General features: G+C 71.8%; 9 protein-coding genes. 3 read left to right on the top strand and 6 right to left on the bottom strand.

The genetic code is table 11. The features are described from left to right. Positions 1-62: 62 nt before the first annotated feature. The 3 genes from ACFO3Q_RS06230 to ACFO3Q_RS06240 all read right to left on the bottom strand — a co-directional run bounded on the left by ACFO3Q_RS06230 (position 63) and on the right by ACFO3Q_RS06240 (position 4350). Positions 63-1127 (bottom strand): ROK family protein, encoded by a 1065-nt coding sequence (locus ACFO3Q_RS06230; RefSeq protein WP_377003782.1) that lies wholly within the window; start codon positions 1125-1127, stop codon positions 63-65. An 82-nt stretch (positions 1128-1209) separates the two neighbouring features. After that, a complete protein-coding gene (locus tag ACFO3Q_RS06235; protein WP_377003784.1) occupies positions 1210-2601 on the bottom strand; it encodes a sigma-54-dependent transcriptional regulator in 1392 nt (463 codons plus the stop codon). A gap of 117 nt (positions 2602-2718) precedes the next feature. Then, positions 2719-4350, bottom strand: a complete 1632-nt coding sequence (locus tag ACFO3Q_RS06240; protein ID WP_377003785.1) for a sensor histidine kinase — start codon at positions 4348-4350, stop codon at positions 2719-2721. Positions 4351-5694: 1344 nt separating this feature from the next. Between ACFO3Q_RS06240 and sucC the strand changes: the two genes are divergently transcribed. Continuing rightward, on the top strand, positions 5695-6858 hold the full coding sequence (sucC, locus tag ACFO3Q_RS06245; RefSeq protein ID WP_377003786.1) for an ADP-forming succinate--CoA ligase subunit beta: 1164 nt from the start codon (positions 5695-5697) through the stop codon (positions 6856-6858). Between the two features lie 103 nt (positions 6859-6961). Then, on the top strand, positions 6962-7840 hold the full coding sequence (gene sucD / locus ACFO3Q_RS06250; protein ID WP_377003787.1) for a succinate--CoA ligase subunit alpha: 879 nt from the start codon (positions 6962-6964) through the stop codon (positions 7838-7840). A gap of 304 nt (positions 7841-8144) precedes the next feature. Here the strand turns inward: sucD and ybaL are convergent, their stop codons facing one another. Both ybaL and ACFO3Q_RS06260 read right to left on the bottom strand, forming a co-directional pair. Beyond that, on the bottom strand, positions 8145-9866 hold the full coding sequence (gene ybaL / locus ACFO3Q_RS06255; RefSeq protein WP_377003788.1) for a YbaL family putative K(+) efflux transporter: 1722 nt from the start codon (positions 9864-9866) through the stop codon (positions 8145-8147). Positions 9867-10012: 146 nt separating this feature from the next. Next, positions 10013-12385 (bottom strand): TonB-dependent receptor plug domain-containing protein, encoded by a 2373-nt coding sequence (locus tag ACFO3Q_RS06260; RefSeq protein ID WP_377003789.1) that lies wholly within the window; start codon positions 12383-12385, stop codon positions 10013-10015. 245 nt (positions 12386-12630) lie between these two features. Here ACFO3Q_RS06260 and ACFO3Q_RS06265 point away from each other — a divergent pair, with 245 nt between their 5' ends. Next, positions 12631-14535, top strand: a complete 1905-nt coding sequence (locus ACFO3Q_RS06265) for an ABC-F family ATP-binding cassette domain-containing protein (protein WP_377003790.1) — start codon at positions 12631-12633, stop codon at positions 14533-14535. Positions 14536-14547: 12 nt separating this feature from the next. Here ACFO3Q_RS06265 and ACFO3Q_RS06270 read toward each other — a convergent pair whose 3' ends face one another. Continuing rightward, the gene (locus tag ACFO3Q_RS06270; RefSeq protein WP_377003791.1) at positions 14548-15870 is read right to left on the bottom strand and encodes an MFS transporter; all 1323 of its coding nucleotides are present in this window, start codon (positions 15868-15870) and stop codon (positions 14548-14550) included. Positions 15871-16039: the final 169 nt, after the last annotated feature.

Raw genomic sequence — 16039 nt, forward strand, 5'->3', positions numbered from 1 at the left:
TGGCTTCGCAACCCCCATCTTCCAGAGATGCCCCGGGTGAACAACCTACTGAGAGATCACATCTAGTCGTCACCGTTCGTATAGCTGGCGTTCCCCAGCCCGGTGCCGACGGTGAGGACGCCCCAGCGGCGGGTGTCCTGCATGCGCGGGCGTTCGCTGAGGCCCTGCACGACGGCGTCGTTGTGCATGACCACCTGCGGGGCGCCGCCGTCGATGGCGTCGATCAGCCCGTCGAGTGCGCGCGGCAGGCTGAAATCCTCCGCTTCCCAGTCGCCCGGCAGGTTCTGGGCGCCGCGGGCGATGCGCCCGTCCGGGAGGATCTCGCCCGGGCAGGCGATGCCCACGAAGGGCGCGACGCGGATGCCGACCGTGCGGGCCTGCGCCGACAGGCCGTTGAGCATGGCCGCCAGCTCGCGCACGGCCTGCTCGCGCGAAGGCCGGTCGCTGCGGTGGCGCCATGCCATGTGCCGCAGCACGGTGGCCGCGCTGCCGTCGGCGGCCTCCTCGCGGCAGGGGGCGACCAGGCCGCAGCGGATCTTGGTGCCGCCGATGTCCACCGCGAGGAAGGTCTCGTAGCCGGCGAGGACGGGCGCCGGGGCGAGCTGCACCCAGCCGAGCAGGCCGCCGTGGTCGGCGTCGTTGCCCAAGGGGCAGAGCGGGACGGCCACGCCCGCATGGCGCAGGAGAACCTCCGCCCGGCGCACCGCGAGACCGCCGACGCGGCTCTCCTGCAGGCCGCCGCCGAGCACGATGCGCTCGACGCCCCGCCATTCCGGCGTCCCGAGGAAGCGGCGGACGACATCGGCCAGGCAGCCGGCGTAGTCCTCGATGGCGCCGTGCACCAGGTGTGCGGCATCGGGGTCGCCGCCGAGCAGGATCTCGTCGATCGCCGCCTTCGACAGCTCCGTCGACGGCGTGTCGCCGAAGGGGTCCTCGGGGCCGGTGCGCTGGTCGCGCCGGCGCGCGTCGAGCAGGTGGCGGAAGGCGCGCTGGCTGGCGCGGTCGCCAACGAAGCCGTCGCCCTCGCGGAGTGCGAGGTTGTAGCTGTCGATGCGGAGGCCGGGCACCGCGCGGCCGCCGTGGCGGCCTCGGGTGTCGCCGGCCCGGGCGTCGGATGCGGATGGCATGGGCGCGTGGGGCGAGGTCCGGGCGGCGCAGCTTCCGCGCCGGACCGCGCAGGCTGCGTGATGCCGCGGCCGGGCGCCGGCCTCAGTCGATGCCGAGCTTCTTGAGCTTGTAGCGCAGCGCCCGGAAGGTGATGCCGAGCTTGGCCGCCGCCTTGGTCTTGTTGTAGCGGCACTCCTCCAGCGCGCGGACGATGGCCTCGCGCTCGATCTGCTCCAGCGCATGCGGCAGCGGCCCCTCGCCGGCGGCGCGGGCGGCTTCCGCGGGCGGTTGCGGAAGCGCTGCGGCCGGAGCTGCCGCCGGGGCCGGTGCGGGGGCCGGCGCGGGGCCGCGCTCGCGGCCGGCGGGCAGCAGCAGGTCGGCCTCGGTGATGAGGTTGCCCTCGCACAGCGCCACCGCGCGTTCGAGGATGTTCTCCAGCTCGCGCACGTTGCCCGGGAAGTGGTAGCCGGCCAGCGCGGCCTGGGCGTCCTCGCCCAGGGTGGCCACCGGCTGGTCGTGCGCGTCGGCGAGACGCAGGAGGATGGCATTGGCGAGCTGCGCGATGTCCTCGCGGCGGTCGCGCAGGGGCGGCACCTTCAGCTCGATCACGTTGATGCGGTAGTAGAGGTCGTGACGGAAGCGGCCTTCCTCGACCAGCCGCGCGAGATCCTTGTGGGTGGCGGAGAGGATGCGCACGTCCACCGGCGCTTCCGTCGCCGCGCCGACCGGGCGTACCGACTTCTCCTGGATCGCGCGCAGCAGCTTGACCTGCATGTGCAGGGGCAGCTCGGCGACCTCGTCGAGGAACAGGGTGCCGCCGCGCGCGGCCTGGAACAGGCCTTCCTTGTCCGCGTGCGCCCCGGTGAAGCTGCCCTTCTTGTGGCCGAAGAACTCGCTCTCCATCAGTTCCGCGGGGATGGCGCCGCAGTTGACCGGGACGAAGCGCCCCGCCGCACGCGGGCCCTGCTCGTGGATCAGGCGCGCCACGAGCTCCTTGCCGGTGCCGGACTCGCCGCTGATGTACACCGGCGCCTGGCTGCGCGCGAGCTTGGCCACGGTCGCGCGCAGGCGCTGCATGGTCTCGGAGTCGCCGAGCAGGCGGTGTCCGGCGGTCCCGCCGCTGCGGCGCTGCTCCTGCAGCTGCAGCGCGTGCTGGACCAGCCCGCGGAGCACGCCCAGGTCCACCGGCTTGCTGACGAAGTCGAAGGCGCCGGCCTTGAGCGCGGTCACCGCCGCGTCGACGTTGCCGTGGGCCGTGATCATGGCCACCGGCGTCTCCGGGTGGCGCTGGGCGATGTGCTCGACCAGCGCCTGCCCGCTGCCGTCGGGCAGCCGCATGTCGGTGAGGCAGAGGTCGTAGCTGTTCTCGGCGAGCTGGGCGCGCGCACCGGCAAGGTCGGCCGCCGTGTCCACGCGCAGGCCCATGCGGCTCAACGTCAGGACCAGCAGCTCACGGATGTCGTGCTCGTCGTCCACCACCAGCGCACTGCGCACGCCAACCTCTCCCCGCTGCTGCCATTCCCCCGAATGGGGCGCAACCATAGCCGACTCGGCCCGGAACGGCCAGTTTTCGGCACTTTCTGCCGCGGAGCGTCGGTGCTGCGCGATGGGTCAGTTCTGCTGGCCTGCCAGCAAGCCTTTCCCGTGGGGCAGGGTGATGCGGAAGCAGCTGCCGCCGCCCGGCACCGACGCGTACTCCAGCGTGCACTGGTTGGCCTCGCACAGCTCGCGGGCGATGTAGAGGCCGAGGCCGGTGCCGTGCTCGCTGGTGGTGTAGAAGGGTTCGAACAGCCGCTCCACGACCGCGGCGGGTATGCCGGGGCCGCGGTCCACGACCTCGAGCAGCGCGGCGCCGTTGGGCGCGGTGCGGGTCATCAGCGCCACGCGCGGCGCCTCGTCCGGGAGGTGGCCGTAGACCATGGCGTTGTCGACCAGCACGGTCACCGCCTGGTGGAGCTGGTCGGGATCCACCAGTGCGGTCAGGTGACGGAGGTCGCTGAAGGCCTGCAGGCCGTCGCCCGCCTGCGGATGCCCCGCGCGGTAGTCGTCGACGAAGCCGCGCGCCCAGCGCACCAGGTCGATCCGCTCCGGCTGCGAGCGTTCCCGCCGGGCCAGCGCCAGCACGTTGTTGACGATGCCGTTGAGGCGCTGGCACTGCGCGTAGACGATCTCGACCAGGCGGCGGTCGCCCTCGCTCAGGGTGTCCGACTCCTCGATGAGCTGGGTGGCGTGGCTGATCGCCGCAAGCGGATTGCGGATCTCGTGGGCGATGCTCGCCGACAGGCGGCCGAGCGCGCGCAGGGTCAGCTCCTCGGCGCGGCGCGACAGCAGGGAGACGTCGTCGAGGAAGCACAGGAACAGCTCCTCGCCCTCCAGGCGCATGCGCGCGAAGTGCGGGATCACCTGCGGTGCGTCGGCGGCCAGGGCCACCGCGTCGCCGCTGGTCGTGCGGGCGTTGCGCCAGTGCCACAGGCGCCGGGAGAGCTCGGGCGCAAGGTCCGCGAGCGCGCGGCTGCCCCCGGGCGGGTGGCCCATCGCGGCGCGCGCCGCCTCGTTGGCGACCCGCACCTGGTGCGCCGAGTCCACCACCAGCACGCCGGTCCGCATGCGCCGGAGGATGAGCTCGTTGATCTCGGCAAGGTTGCTGACGTCCTCGCCGCGGCGCTGCGCCAGCGCCTCGGCGCGCCGGGTCTGGATGCCCATGAGGTGGCAGAAGGTCGCCGTGGCGAGGTACATCGCCGTGAACATCACCGTCTCGACCAGGGAGCGGTCGAAGTCGGGCGTCCTCAGCACGCCCCACACGTACTGGCCGGTCACGGTCAGCGCCGCCAGCACCGCCGCGGCGATGCCGACGCGCAGCGGCATCAGCAGGGCGCCCGCGCCGACGTTGATCATCAGCATCAGGGCCGCCGCGCTCTCGGCGCCGCCCAGGGTGTGCATCGCCGTGCCGATGGCGAGCACGTCGCAGGCCAGCCCCACGCCGGCCTGCACGTGGACCGGCGGCCGCGCCTCGCGGCTCAGCGCCAGCAGCACCAGGCCCACGACCAGGTAGAGCGGCGCCGCCAGGTAGGCCAACCAGGGCACGCGCAGGCCGTCGATCATGCTCCAGGCCAGCGGGCTGTAGGCCAGGAACACGAACAGCACCCCCTCCAGCACCCGGTAGAGGGCGAAGACGTACAGCTCGCGGCGCAGCGCCGAGACCGTCTCGCGGTCGGCGCGCGGATGCAGGGCGGTGGCTGGCAAGGAAGGTCCTCCCCGGGGACGCGGCGAGTCTAGAGCGTGTCATGCCCTTCGTGGGCGGACGCCAGCGCTCGGCCCCTTCCCCGCTGTGCCGGCGGGAAGGGGCGGCCGAGGGGTGAGCAGGGAGGAGCGACAAACGAAATCAGGCCTGTCGCGCGTTGTCTCACTCCTCATCCCTCGCTTCTCGCAGCAGAAGCGCCCCCTCCCCAACCCTCCCCCGCTGCGCGGGGGAGGGAGCTGGTCGGGCTTGAGGAGTGAGTGGGAGGAGTGAGGAACGAGGGTGGGCAGTCGTGCTTCTTTCGTTCTCACTCCTCAATCCCTCACTCCTCCGCAACCAGGCCCCTTCCCCCGCCTGCGGGGGAAGGGCGGGGTGGTGGGGGAGCGCGCGCAGCGCGTTGCTTGCTCGCTTCCAGTCGTTTGCTCCGCGCCGAAAAGCGCCCCCACCCCAACCCTCCCCCGCTGCGCGGGGGAGGGGCTGCCGGTGCTGCGTAGGGTGTGTGACGAGGCGCGGTAGGGAAAGAGCGACGATGGGGGTAGAGAGCGCAGCCTTCCGTGCGCGACCCGCTCCTTCCCCCGCTTGCGGGGGAAGGCTGGGATGGGGGTGAGGCGCGCGCAGCGCGCTGTTTGGGAAGCGAGGAGGGAACGAGAAACGAGCAGTCGCACCACGCGTTCCTCACTCCTCATCCACTCACTTCTCGCCGCAAAAGCCCCTTCCCCCGCCTGCGGGGAAGGCCGGGATGGGGGGAGGCGCGCGCAGCGCGCTGCTTGGGGCGCGAGGAGGGAACGAGAAACGAGCAGTCGCGCCACGCGTTTCTCACTCCTCATCGCTCGCTTCTCGCAGCAGAAGCGCCCCCTCCCCAACCCTCCCCCGCTGTCCGCGGGGGAGGGAGCTGGTCGGCCGAGGAGTTGAGTGGGGAGGAGCGAGAAGCGGGGGCCGGTGCGTGCGCTTCCTCTCGTTCCTCACTCCTCATCCACTCACTTCTCGCCGCAAAAGCCCCTTCCCCCGCTTGCGGGGGAAGGCTGGGATGGGGGTGAGGCGCGCGCAGCGCGCTGCTTGGGGAGCGAGGAGGGAACGAGAAACGAGCAGTCGCACCACGCGTTCCTCACTCCTCATCTCCCGCTTCTCGCAGCAGAAGCGCTCCCACCCCGACCCTCCCCGCTGTCCGCGGGGAAAGGGATGCCGGTGCCCGGCCGGGCCGATCGGGGGCCCTGCTGCGGTGCAGCGCTTTGCGTTGGACCGGGCGGTCGGCGAGAATGGCCGGCGCACTACGGGCCGTGCCGCGCGCCAGCCCGCACCCGACGCCGCGGCGCCGCGCCGCATCCCCTTCGCTCCAGAACTGGTGACGCATGAATTTCCACGAGTATCAGGCCAAGGAACTCTTCGCCGAGTACGGCATTCCTGTCCCCGCCGGGCGCGTCGCGCGCTCTCCCGAAGAGGCGGTCGCCGCCGCCAAGGCCCTGGGAGGCGACTTCTGGGTGGTGAAGGCGCAGATCCACGCCGGCGGCCGCGGCAAGGCCGGCGGCGTCAAGCTGTGCAAGTCGCTCGAGGCGGTCGAGGACGCCGCCAAGGCGCTGATCGGCACGCAGATGGAGACCTACCAGACCGCCGGCCGCAGGCTGCCGGTCGATACCGTGCTGGTGACCGAGGCCTCGGACATCGCCAAGGAGCTCTACCTGTCGATGCTGGTCGACCGCTCGTCGAAGTCGATCACCTTCATCGCCTCCGCCGAGGGCGGCGTCGAGATCGAGGAAGTGGCGCGCACCAACCCGGATGCGATCCAGAACCTCAGCGTCAACTACGTCCAGGGCCTGCAGCCCTACCAGTGCCGCCAGCTCGGCTTCGCGCTGGGCCTGAACGTCAAGCAGATCGGCCAGCTCACCAAGCTGATGCTGGGCCTGTTCAAGCTGTTCAACGAGCGCGACCTCGCCCTGGTCGAGCTGAACCCGCTCGCCATCGACACCGCCGGCAACCTGGTCGTGCTCGACGGCAAGGTCAACTCCGACGACAACGCCGATTTCCGCCAGCCCAAGCTCGTCGCCCTGCGCGACGTCCGCCAGGAGGACGAGGCCGAGGTGCTGGCGACCCAGCACAACCTCAACTACGTGACCATGGACGGCAACATCGGCTGCATGGTCAACGGCGCGGGCCTCGCGATGGCGACCATGGACGTCATCAAGCTGGAAGGCGGCGAGCCGGCCAACTTCCTCGACGTCGGCGGCGGCGCGACCAAGGAGCGCGTGACCGAGGCGTTCAAGCTCATCCTGTCCTCGGACAAGGTCAAGGCGATCTTCGTCAACATCTTCGGCGGCATCGTCCGCTGCGACATGATCGCCGAGGGCATCATCGCGGCGGTCAAGGAGGTCGGCGTCAAGATCCCGGTGATCGTGCGCCTCGAAGGCACCAACGTGGAGAAGGGCAAGGAGCTGCTGAAGAACTCCGGCCTCGCCATCCAGCCCGCCGACGACATCAACGACGGCGCCAAGAAGGCGGTCGCGGCCGCCGCGGCCTGATCCCGTCCGTCCCGCACGCGCGGGCCGGGGCGCCGACGACACGGCAGCCCCGGCCGGCTCCGCACGCGGGACGCAGCGCCCAACATCCAAGGATTCGAATCACATGAGCGTTCTGGTCAACAAAGACACCAAGGTCATCGTCCAGGGCTTCACCGGCCAGCAGGGCACCTTCCACGCCGAGCAGATGATCGAGTACGGCACCAAGGTCGTCGGTGGCGTCACCCCGGGCAAGGGCGGGACCGAGCACATCGGCCTGCCGGTCTTCAACACCGTGCAGGACGCGGTGGTCGAGACCGGTGCCAACGCCTCGGTCATCTACGTGCCGCCGCCGTTCGCGGCCGACGCCATCCTCGAGGCGGCCGACGCCGGCATCCGCGTCATCGTGTGCATCACCGAGGGCATCCCGGTGCTGGACATGCTGCGCGTCAAGCACACCCTCGACACCAGCTATCCCGACACCGTGCTGATCGGCCCGAACTGCCCCGGCGTCATCACCCCGGGCGAGTGCAAGATCGGCATCATGCCGGGCCACATCCACAAGCCCGGCAAGATCGGCATCGTCTCGCGCTCCGGTACCCTCACCTACGAGGCCGTGAAGCAGACCACCGACGCCGGCCTCGGCCAGTCGACCTGCATCGGCATCGGCGGCGACCCGATCCAGGGCATGAACTTCATCGACGCCCTGCAGCTCTTCCAGGACGACCCGCAGACCGAGGGCATCATCATGGTCGGCGAGATCGGCGGCAGCGCCGAGGAAGAGGCCGCGGAGTTCATCTCCGAGTACGTGACCAAGCCGGTGGTCGGCTTCATCGCCGGCGCCTCGGCCCCGGCCGGCAAGCGCATGGGCCATGCCGGCGCGATCGCCTCCGGCGGCCAGGGCACGGCGGCCGGCAAGTTCGCCGCGCTGGAGAAGGCCGGCGTCACCACGGTCAAGTCGCCCGGCGATCTCGGCCAGGCCATCGCCAAGCGTCTCGGCAAGTAAGCGTCGCGTACCCGCGATGTGCGAAGGGCCGCCCGGTGGGCGGCCCTTTTGTTTTGGTGCGGGCGTGGGGCGTGGGGCACAGGGCACAGGGCATGGGGCATGGGGCATGGGGCGCGGGACGGACCCTCCTCGGCCCCAAGCCCCAAGCCCCAAGCCCCAAGCCCCAAGCCCAAAGCCCAAAGCCCAAAGCCCCAGGCCCCAGGCCCCAGGCCCCAGGCCCCAGGCCCCAGGCCCCAGGCCCCAGGCCCCAGGCCCCAGGCCCAAGCCCAAGCCCAAGCCCAGGCTCCACCCAAGTCCCGTCGCCCTAGACCGGGGCGATCGAGCCTTTCCGGTAGGCGGGGGCGGCGAGGATCATCTCGGCCATGCTGTAGGCGAGCTCGCGTTCGGCCATCACCGCGCCGTCGGCGCCGCGTTCGATCAGGTGGCGCACCTCGGCGTCGCTGTGCGCGCGGGCGAAGACGGTGAGCGCGGGGTTGGCCTCGCGCAGTCGGGCGATGACCTCGCCGGCTTCCAGTGCCTGCGGAATGGCGACCACCGCCATGGCGGCGCGCTCGGGGAAGGCCTCGGCCAGCACCGGCGCCGAGGCCGCGTTGCCGCGGATCGCCGGGATGCCCGCGGCGTGGGCGGCGGCGACCAGGTCGGCCTCGCTGTCGATGACGATCACCGGCACGCCGCGGCTGCGCAGCAAGGGCGCGAGCTGGCTGCCGACGCGTCCGAAGCCGACCAGGATCGCGTGGTTCTCGCCCTCCAGCGTCGGACCGGCCTGGCGCTCGGCGGCGGCGCCGGCGGCGGTCCGCTCGGCCTCCTCCGTGTCGCGGCGGAGTTGCCAGCGGTCGAGCGCCGCGAAGATCAGCGGGTTGACGATGATCGACAGGAGCGCGCCGGCGAGGATGAGGTCGCGCCCGTCCTCCGGCAGGATCGCCAGGGCGACGCCGAGACCCGCCAGGATGAAGGAGAACTCGCCGATCTGGGCGAGGCTCGCCGAGATGGTCAGCGCGGTCGAGGTCGGGTGCCCGAAAGCACGCACGATGACGAAGGCGGCGGCCGACTTGCCGATCACGATGATCGCCACCGTCGCCAGTACCTGGAGGGGCTGGTCGATCAGGATGCGCCAGTCGAACAGCATGCCCACCGACACGAAGAACAGCACCGCGAAGGCGTCGCGCAGCGGCAGCGAGTCGTTGGCGGCCTTGTGGCTGAGTTCGGACTCGTTGAGCAGCATGCCGGCGAAGAAGGCGCCCAGCGCGAAGGACACCCCGAACAGCGCGGCCGAACCGAAGGCGACGCCCAGCGCGATCGCCAGCACCGACAGGGTGAACAGCTCGCGCGAGCCGGTGCCGGCCACGCGCTCCAGCACCCAGGGAATCACGCGGCGGCCGATGACCAGCATCACCGCCACGAAGGCCGCGACCTTGAGCAGGGTCAGCCCCACCACGGCGAGGATGGAGTCCTGCCCGACCGCGCTCGCCGCGGCGGACGCCGCGCCGGCGCCGTTGCTGCCGAAGGCGCCGGCCAGCGCGGGCAGCAGCACCAGCGCAAGCACCATCACCACGTCCTCGACGATCAGCCAGCCGACCGCGATCCGCCCCCGCGTGGTGTCGAGCAGGCGCCGCTCCTCCAGCGCGCGCAGCAGCACCACGGTGCTCGCCACCGACAGCGCGAGACCGAACACCAGGCCTTCGAGGGTGTTCCAGCCGAGCAGCCAGGCCAGCAGCCAGCCCAGGCCGGTCGCGGCGCCGATCTGCACGACCGCGCCGGGGATCGCGATCGACTTCACCTTCAGCAGGTCGTCGAGCGAGAAATGCAGGCCGACGCCGAACATCAGCAGCATCACGCCGAGTTCCGAGAGCTGGACCGCGAGGTCGCTGTCCGCGACGAAGCCCGGGGTGTAGGGACCGACCACGACGCCCGCGAGCAGGTAGCCCACCAGGGGCGACAGCCGCAGGCGGTTGGCCAGTGCGCCCAGCACGAAGGCCAGTCCCAGCCCGACGGCGATGATGTCGATGAGGTCGGTGTGGTGCGGCATCGGCTCTCCTGGCGGGGGTCGGCTTCTTCAGGTGCGGCCTCCTGCCGCCCCGATCAATGGGGCCGGGCGCCGCGCCGCGGAAAAAAGACGGCGACGCCCGGCGGGGCCGGGCGTCGCGTGCGGAGACCTGCCGGGCCCGGCCGACCCTACCAGTCGAAGCCTACCTTCCCGTAGACGAAGGCGCCGTTGTAGCCGAACGGCGAGGCATTGCTGTAGGGGTACTGGCCACCGGTGGAATTGGCGAACAGCACCTCGTCGGGGTATTCGTTCAGTACGTTGTCCGCGCCCAGGGTGAGGTTCCAGCCGCCGACCCGGTAGGTCGCGGCGAGGTCGAGCACCCACTTGGCGCCGAAGGTCTGGTCGTTCGACGCCGCGGTCTGCAGCACGGTGAACTCGCCGTAGCGGGTGGCCGCCGCGCTGAAGCTCCAGTCGCCCACGTTCCACAGGCCGGACAGCAGCACCTTGTCGCGCGGCGCGCCGCGCTCGATGCGGCCCTGCTCCACCCTGCCGATGCGCTCGAGGTCGAGTCCGCCGCTGGTGAGTTCCGGCGGATTCGGGGCGATCGCCCGGATCTCGGTCCTGTTGTAGTTGTAGCCGAAGGTGAGGTCGAGGCTGCCGGCGGCGAGGGCGGTGCGCCACGTCGCCACCGCGTCCACTCCGCGCGTGCGGGTGTCCACCGCATTGGTGAAGTAGCGGCCCCCGTTGACGCCGAAGATGCCGCGCTCGGCGAGGAAGGCCTGCACCGCCGGGCCGGTGAGGTTCTCGGACAGCACGATGCGGTCGTCGACCTCGATCTGGTAGGCGTCCACCGTGACGTAGAGCGCCGCCGCGGGCTGGAGCACGAGGCCCAGGCTGTAGCTGGTCGACGCCTCCGCCTTCAGCGGCTCCGCGCCCAGCGCCTGCGCGACCGGGTTGTCCACGCCGAAGGTGCGGATCTCGAACGGCACCCCGCCGATGAAGTTGGTCGCGGTCGACTGGAAGTTCTGCTGCTGCAGCGAGGGTGCGCGGAAGCCGGTGGAGGCCGTGCCGCGCAGCGCCACGGCGTCGGAGAACTCGAAGCGGCCCGAGAGCTTGCCGGAGAACTTGCTGCCGAAGTCGCTGTAGTCCTCGTAGCGGCCGGCGATGCCCGCCGAGAAGCGCTCGGTCAGGTTGCCCTCGAGGTCGGCATACACCGCGTAGCTGTGGCGGTCGTAGGCGCCGGCGTCGCCCGGCTGGAAGCCGGAGAACACCTGCGCGCCGGGCAGGTAGGGCGGGAAGAACGGGCCCAGCGCGTAGGACAGCGGCTCGCCCGGCGACTGGTTCCACTTCTCCTCCCGGTACTCCGCGCCGAAGGCCAGGTTCACCGGATAGGCCAGTCCCCAGTCGAGACTGCGGTCCACGTCGAGGTTGAGGATGTTCTGCGTGGTCTCCAGCGCGCCCGCGTAGAAGGAGGTCGGCGAGGTCGGGCCCAGGCTGGCGTTGAGGGTGTTCTCGATGTCGAACGACAGCCGGTTGTAGCCGTAGTTGTAGCTGAGGTCCCAGTCCCATTCGCCGGCCTGGCCGCGCACGCCGGCGACCAGGGAGCGGTCCTTGGGCCTGTTGTTGATCAGCGGCAGGAAGCCGTCGGGATAGATCTCGGGGATGTTCTGCGAGGGATTGGTCGCGGCGCGGAAGAAGCCGTTCGAGGTGATGTCGCGGTTGGAGGCCATGCCGAAGGCGTAGAGCGTCGCCGCCGGGCCCAGCGCGTATTCGGTGTTGAGCGCGATGGCCGCGAGGTCGGTCGTCGGATCGCCGGTGACCGAGACCTTCTCGCCCAGCGGCGGGTTGGTGGGCGAGGGCGTTCCGGCGAACGGGCGCGCGCGGTTGGTCAGGCCCTGGTGCGCGACCTGCCCGGCCACGTGCAGGAAGCCGCCGTCGCCCAGCGCGATCCCGCCGTCGCCGGACAGGCCGAGACGCTCGCCGTCGCCGGCCGAGTGCATGCCGTAGTGGGCGCCGATGCTGCCGCTGCCGGCGCTGCCCTTGAGCACCACGTTGACCACGCCGGCGATGGCGTCGGAGCCGTACTGCGCGGAGGCGCCGTCGCGCAGCACCTCCACGCGCTCGATGGCGGAGATCGGGATCGCGTTGAAGTCCACCGGCGACGAGCCGCGGCCCTGGGTACCGTTGACGTTGATGAGGGCCGTGGTGTGGCGGCGCTTGCCGTTGACCAGGACCAGCACCTGGTCCGGCGCCATGCCCCGCAGCTGTGCCGGGCGGATCGCGCTGGTGCCGTCGGAGACGGCCGGGCGCGGGAAGTTGAGCGAGGGCAGCACGCGCGAAAGCGCGGTCGCGAGCTCGGTGGTCCCGGTGGCCTGCAGCGCCTCGGGCGTGATGACGTCGATGGGCGAGATCGACTCGGCCACCGTGCGGTCGGCCACGCGGGTGCCGGTCACGATGATGCGGTCGAGGGCGGTGGGGGCCGGTTGCTGCGCGAGAGCCGGCAGGGCGCCGGCGGCGAGGGCGGTGAAGACGGCGGAACGCAGGACGGAACGCGTGGGCATGCTGCTCTCCCCGGGTGGTGGATGGCTGTTGCGACGCACAACGTTCAGCTCCTTTAACGTGGCTGTAACGGAACTGCAAGCGCATCGACGCGACGCCGGGCGTCCGCCGCTGGGACGCCGGCGTTCCCGACGGAGCCGGGCCGCGCCCGCCGGGCGGGCGGCCGTCCGGACGCGCTGGGCGCGGCAGGCTAAAATCGGCGGCCAGCCCTCGCGTGTCGCGACGGTCCCCCTCCAGGTCGCGCTCCATGATCGCCTTCCGAAACTTCGCCCTGCGCCGCGGCGAGCGGCTGCTGTTGTCCGACGTCGACCTCGCCCTGCACGCCGGCTACCGCGTCGGCGTGGTCGGCCGGAACGGCACCGGCAAGTCCAGCCTGTTCGCCGCGCTGAAGGGCGAGCTCGAACCCGACCGCGGCGACGTCGATCTGCCCAGCCGCGTGCGCATGGCCAGCGTGGCGCAGGAGACGCCCTCGTTGCCGGATCCCGCCATCGACTTCGTGATCTCCGGCGACGCCGAGGTGCACGCGGCGCTGGTCGCGGAACAGCGCGCGACCGAGGCCGAGGACTGGGACGGCGTGGCCGCGGCGCACCAGCGCCTGGCCGAGCTCAACGGCTACGACGCCTCCGCGCGCGCCGGCCGGCTGCTGCACGGCCTGGGCTTCGCGTCCGAGACCCACCAGAAGCCGGTGTCCGACTTCTCCGGCGGCTGGCGCGTACGCCTGAACCTCGCCCGCGCGCTGATGACGCCGTCCGACCTGCTGCTGCTCGACGAGCCGACCAACCACCTCGACCTCGATGCCGTGCTCTGGCTCGAACAGTGGCTGCTGCGCTACCCCGGCACCCTGCTGCTGATCTCGCACGACCGCGAGTTCCTCGACGGGGTGGCGACCCACACGCTGCACCTGCACGGCGGCGGCGCGAAGCTCTACGTCGGCGGTTACACCGCCTTCGAGCGGCAGCGCGCCGAGCAGCTCCGCCAGCAGCAGATCGCCTTCGAGAAGGAGCAGGCCGAGCGCGCCCACCTGCAGAGCTTCATCGACCGCTTCAAGGCCAAGGCGAGCAAGGCCAAGCAGGCGCAGAGTCGCATGAAGCGCCTGGAGAAGCTGGCCGGCACCGAGGCCGTGCGCGCCGAGCGCGAGATCCGCATCGGTTTCCCCGAGCCGGTGAAGATGCCGAACACCCTCATCGGCCTGCGCGACGTGGTCGCCGGCTACCCCGGGGGCAACCCCGACGGCAGCGACGCGCGCATCCTGGATGGCGTCGGCTTCGGCCTCGAATCCGGCGACCGCGTGGCCCTGCTCGGGCCCAACGGCGCGGGCAAGTCCACCCTGGTCAAGACGCTGGTCGGCGAGCTTCCGCCGCTCGCCGGCGAGCGCGCGGCGCATCCCGACCTCCGCATCGGCTACTTCGCCCAGCACACGGTGGAGTCGCTGCACGAGGGGCAGTCGCCCATCGACCACCTGCGCGAGATCTCCCCCGAGGCCCAGACCCAGTCCTTCCGCGACTTCCTGGGGCGCTGGAACTTCCAGGGCGACCGCGCCTTCGAGGTCATCGACGGGTTCTCCGGCGGCGAGCGCGCCCGCCTGGCGCTGGCGCTGATCGCCTGGCGCAAGCCCAACGTGCTGCTGCTCGACGAGCCGACCAACCACCTCGACCTGGAGATGCGCGAGGCGCTGGCCGAGGCGCTCGCCGACTTCCCCGGCGCCATCGTCATGGTGTCGCACGACCGCCATCTCATCGGCCTGGTCTGCGAGACCTTCTGGCGCGTCGCCGACGGGCGGGTGGAGCCCTTTGAGGGCGACCTCGACGAATACGCCGCCTGGCTGCGCGCGCGCGGCAGCGAGCCGAAGGAGCGCAAGCCCGAGCAGGCCAAGGTGGCGCCCGCGCCGGCACCGGCGCCGCGTGCGCCCGCCGCGCGCCCGCTCAGCGACGGCGAGCGCCGCCGCTTCAAGCGGGTCGAGGAACTGATGGCGCGCCTGCAGGACGAGGCCGCCGAACTGGAGGCGCGGCTGGCCGACCCGGCGCTCTACGGCGGCGACGGCAGCGCCGCCGCCGACCTTGCGCGCCGCCAGGCGGAGCTGGCGCGCGAGCGCGAGGCGCTCGAGGTCGAGTGGCTGGAACTCTACGAGCGCATCGAGGCGGCCTCGGCCTGAGCCGGCGTCGCCTCACCGCGGCGGCGTGGGCGCCTGCGACCCGGCCTCCGGGTCCGCAGGCGTCGCTCCGTCCGCGTTCTCGTTCTCCACGATGAGGCCCAGCGCCTCGGGCGTGGTCCGCAGCATCGGCTGGAAGTGCGGTTCGAGCGCGCGCGCGCGGCGGAAGGCGTAGTAGCGGTACAGCGCGTAGGCGCCGAGACCGCCCTGCGTGGCGGCGAACCATGCGAACAGCACGCCGGGGCCGAGCGCGCCCATCAGCGCGCCCGCGATCAGCGGGCCGATGGCCGAGCCCAGGCCGTTGAGGAGCAGCACGCTGCTGCTGGCGGCGAGCACCTCTTCCGGCGACAGGTGGTCGAGCAGGTGCGCCACCACGATCGGGTAGACCGCGAAGGCCATGCCGCCGTAGAGGAAGGCGATCGCGTAGGGCGTCAGCCTGAGGTCGGCCGTGAGCGGCGCGGCGAGGGCGAGCGCGCAGGCGAGGGCGCAGACGATCGCCAGGGCGAGGCGGCGGTCGCGGCGGTCGGAGAGCCGGCCGAGGGGGATCTGCAGCGCGGCGCCGCCGACGATGGCGACGCTCATGTACGTGCCGATCTCGGCCGCGTCCAGGCCGATGCGCATGCCCCAGACCGGCACCATGCCCCAGAACGCGCCCATGGCCAGGCCCGAGACGATGGCCCCGACGCCTGCGGTGGGCGCCGTCGCGAACAGGCGACGTACCGCCAGCCGCGGCGTGGGCGCCAGCACGGGCTGGCTCATGCGGGTGATGAGCACCGGGAGCGTCGAGGCGGTGACCAGCAGGCCGGACAGGACGAACAGCAGCAGGACCGGGTCGAGGTCCACGCGCAGCAGCTGCTGCGCCACCGCCAGTGCGCCGAGGTTGACCATCATGTAGCTGGCGAACACGCTGCCGCGCTGGGTCGGCCCGGCCTGCGCGTTGAGCCAGCTCTCGATCACCGTGTAGAGCCCGACCAGGGCCATGCCGACCACCACGCGCAGCACCATCCACAGCGCCGGCGCCTCGGCCAGCGCGTGCAGCAGCACGCCGCAGGCGCAGGTGGCCGCGTAGAAGCCGAAGGCGCGGATGTGCCCGATCCGTCGCACCAGCGGCGGCCCGATGAAGGTGCCGGCCAGGAAGCCCAGGTAGTAGGCGGAGGTCAGCGCGCCGAGCAGGGTGTCCGAGAAGCCGAGCGTGCTGCCCTGCAACTGGATCAGGGTGTTCAGCAGGCCGGTGCCGCCGAGGAGCAGGGCGACGCCGAGGAGCAGCGAGGCGATGGGACGCAGGGTCTGGAGCATCGGCAGGGGGACGGCGGGCGCGCGGATGGTAGAGCCTGCCATGCCGTACCACGTGAATGCGAAGCGGCCGGGCGGTTGGAGCGGCATCGGTCGCGATGCGTGTCGTGCAGGATCGCGGTCGCAGCCGATCCCGGGCGATCCGTGCTTCCGGGCGCCGGCTTCGCATCGGGCGAGCCGCGCGTCCGAAGAGGCTGGGCTCCCGGCGAGCCCG

Origin of the sequence: Coralloluteibacterium thermophilum, assembly GCF_042654365.1 — a bacterium.
In the GTDB taxonomy this organism is placed as follows: Bacteria; Pseudomonadota; Gammaproteobacteria; order Xanthomonadales; family Xanthomonadaceae; genus Coralloluteibacterium; species Coralloluteibacterium thermophilum.

Coding starts and splice junctions, on each gene's coding strand:
- ACFO3Q_RS06270 (WP_377003791.1), bottom strand. CDS start 15,870: ATGGCAGGCTCTACCATCCGCGCGCCCGCCGTCCCCCTGCCGATGCTC.
- sucC (WP_377003786.1), top strand. CDS start 5,695: ATGAATTTCCACGAGTATCAGGCCAAGGAACTCTTCGCCGAGTACGGC.
- sucD (WP_377003787.1), top strand. CDS start 6,962: ATGAGCGTTCTGGTCAACAAAGACACCAAGGTCATCGTCCAGGGCTTC.
- ACFO3Q_RS06265 (WP_377003790.1), top strand. CDS start 12,631: ATGATCGCCTTCCGAAACTTCGCCCTGCGCCGCGGCGAGCGGCTGCTG.
- ybaL (WP_377003788.1), bottom strand. CDS start 9,866: ATGCCGCACCACACCGACCTCATCGACATCATCGCCGTCGGGCTGGGA.
- ACFO3Q_RS06230 (WP_377003782.1), bottom strand. CDS start 1,127: ATGCCATCCGCATCCGACGCCCGGGCCGGCGACACCCGAGGCCGCCAC.
- ACFO3Q_RS06260 (WP_377003789.1), bottom strand. CDS start 12,385: ATGCCCACGCGTTCCGTCCTGCGTTCCGCCGTCTTCACCGCCCTCGCC.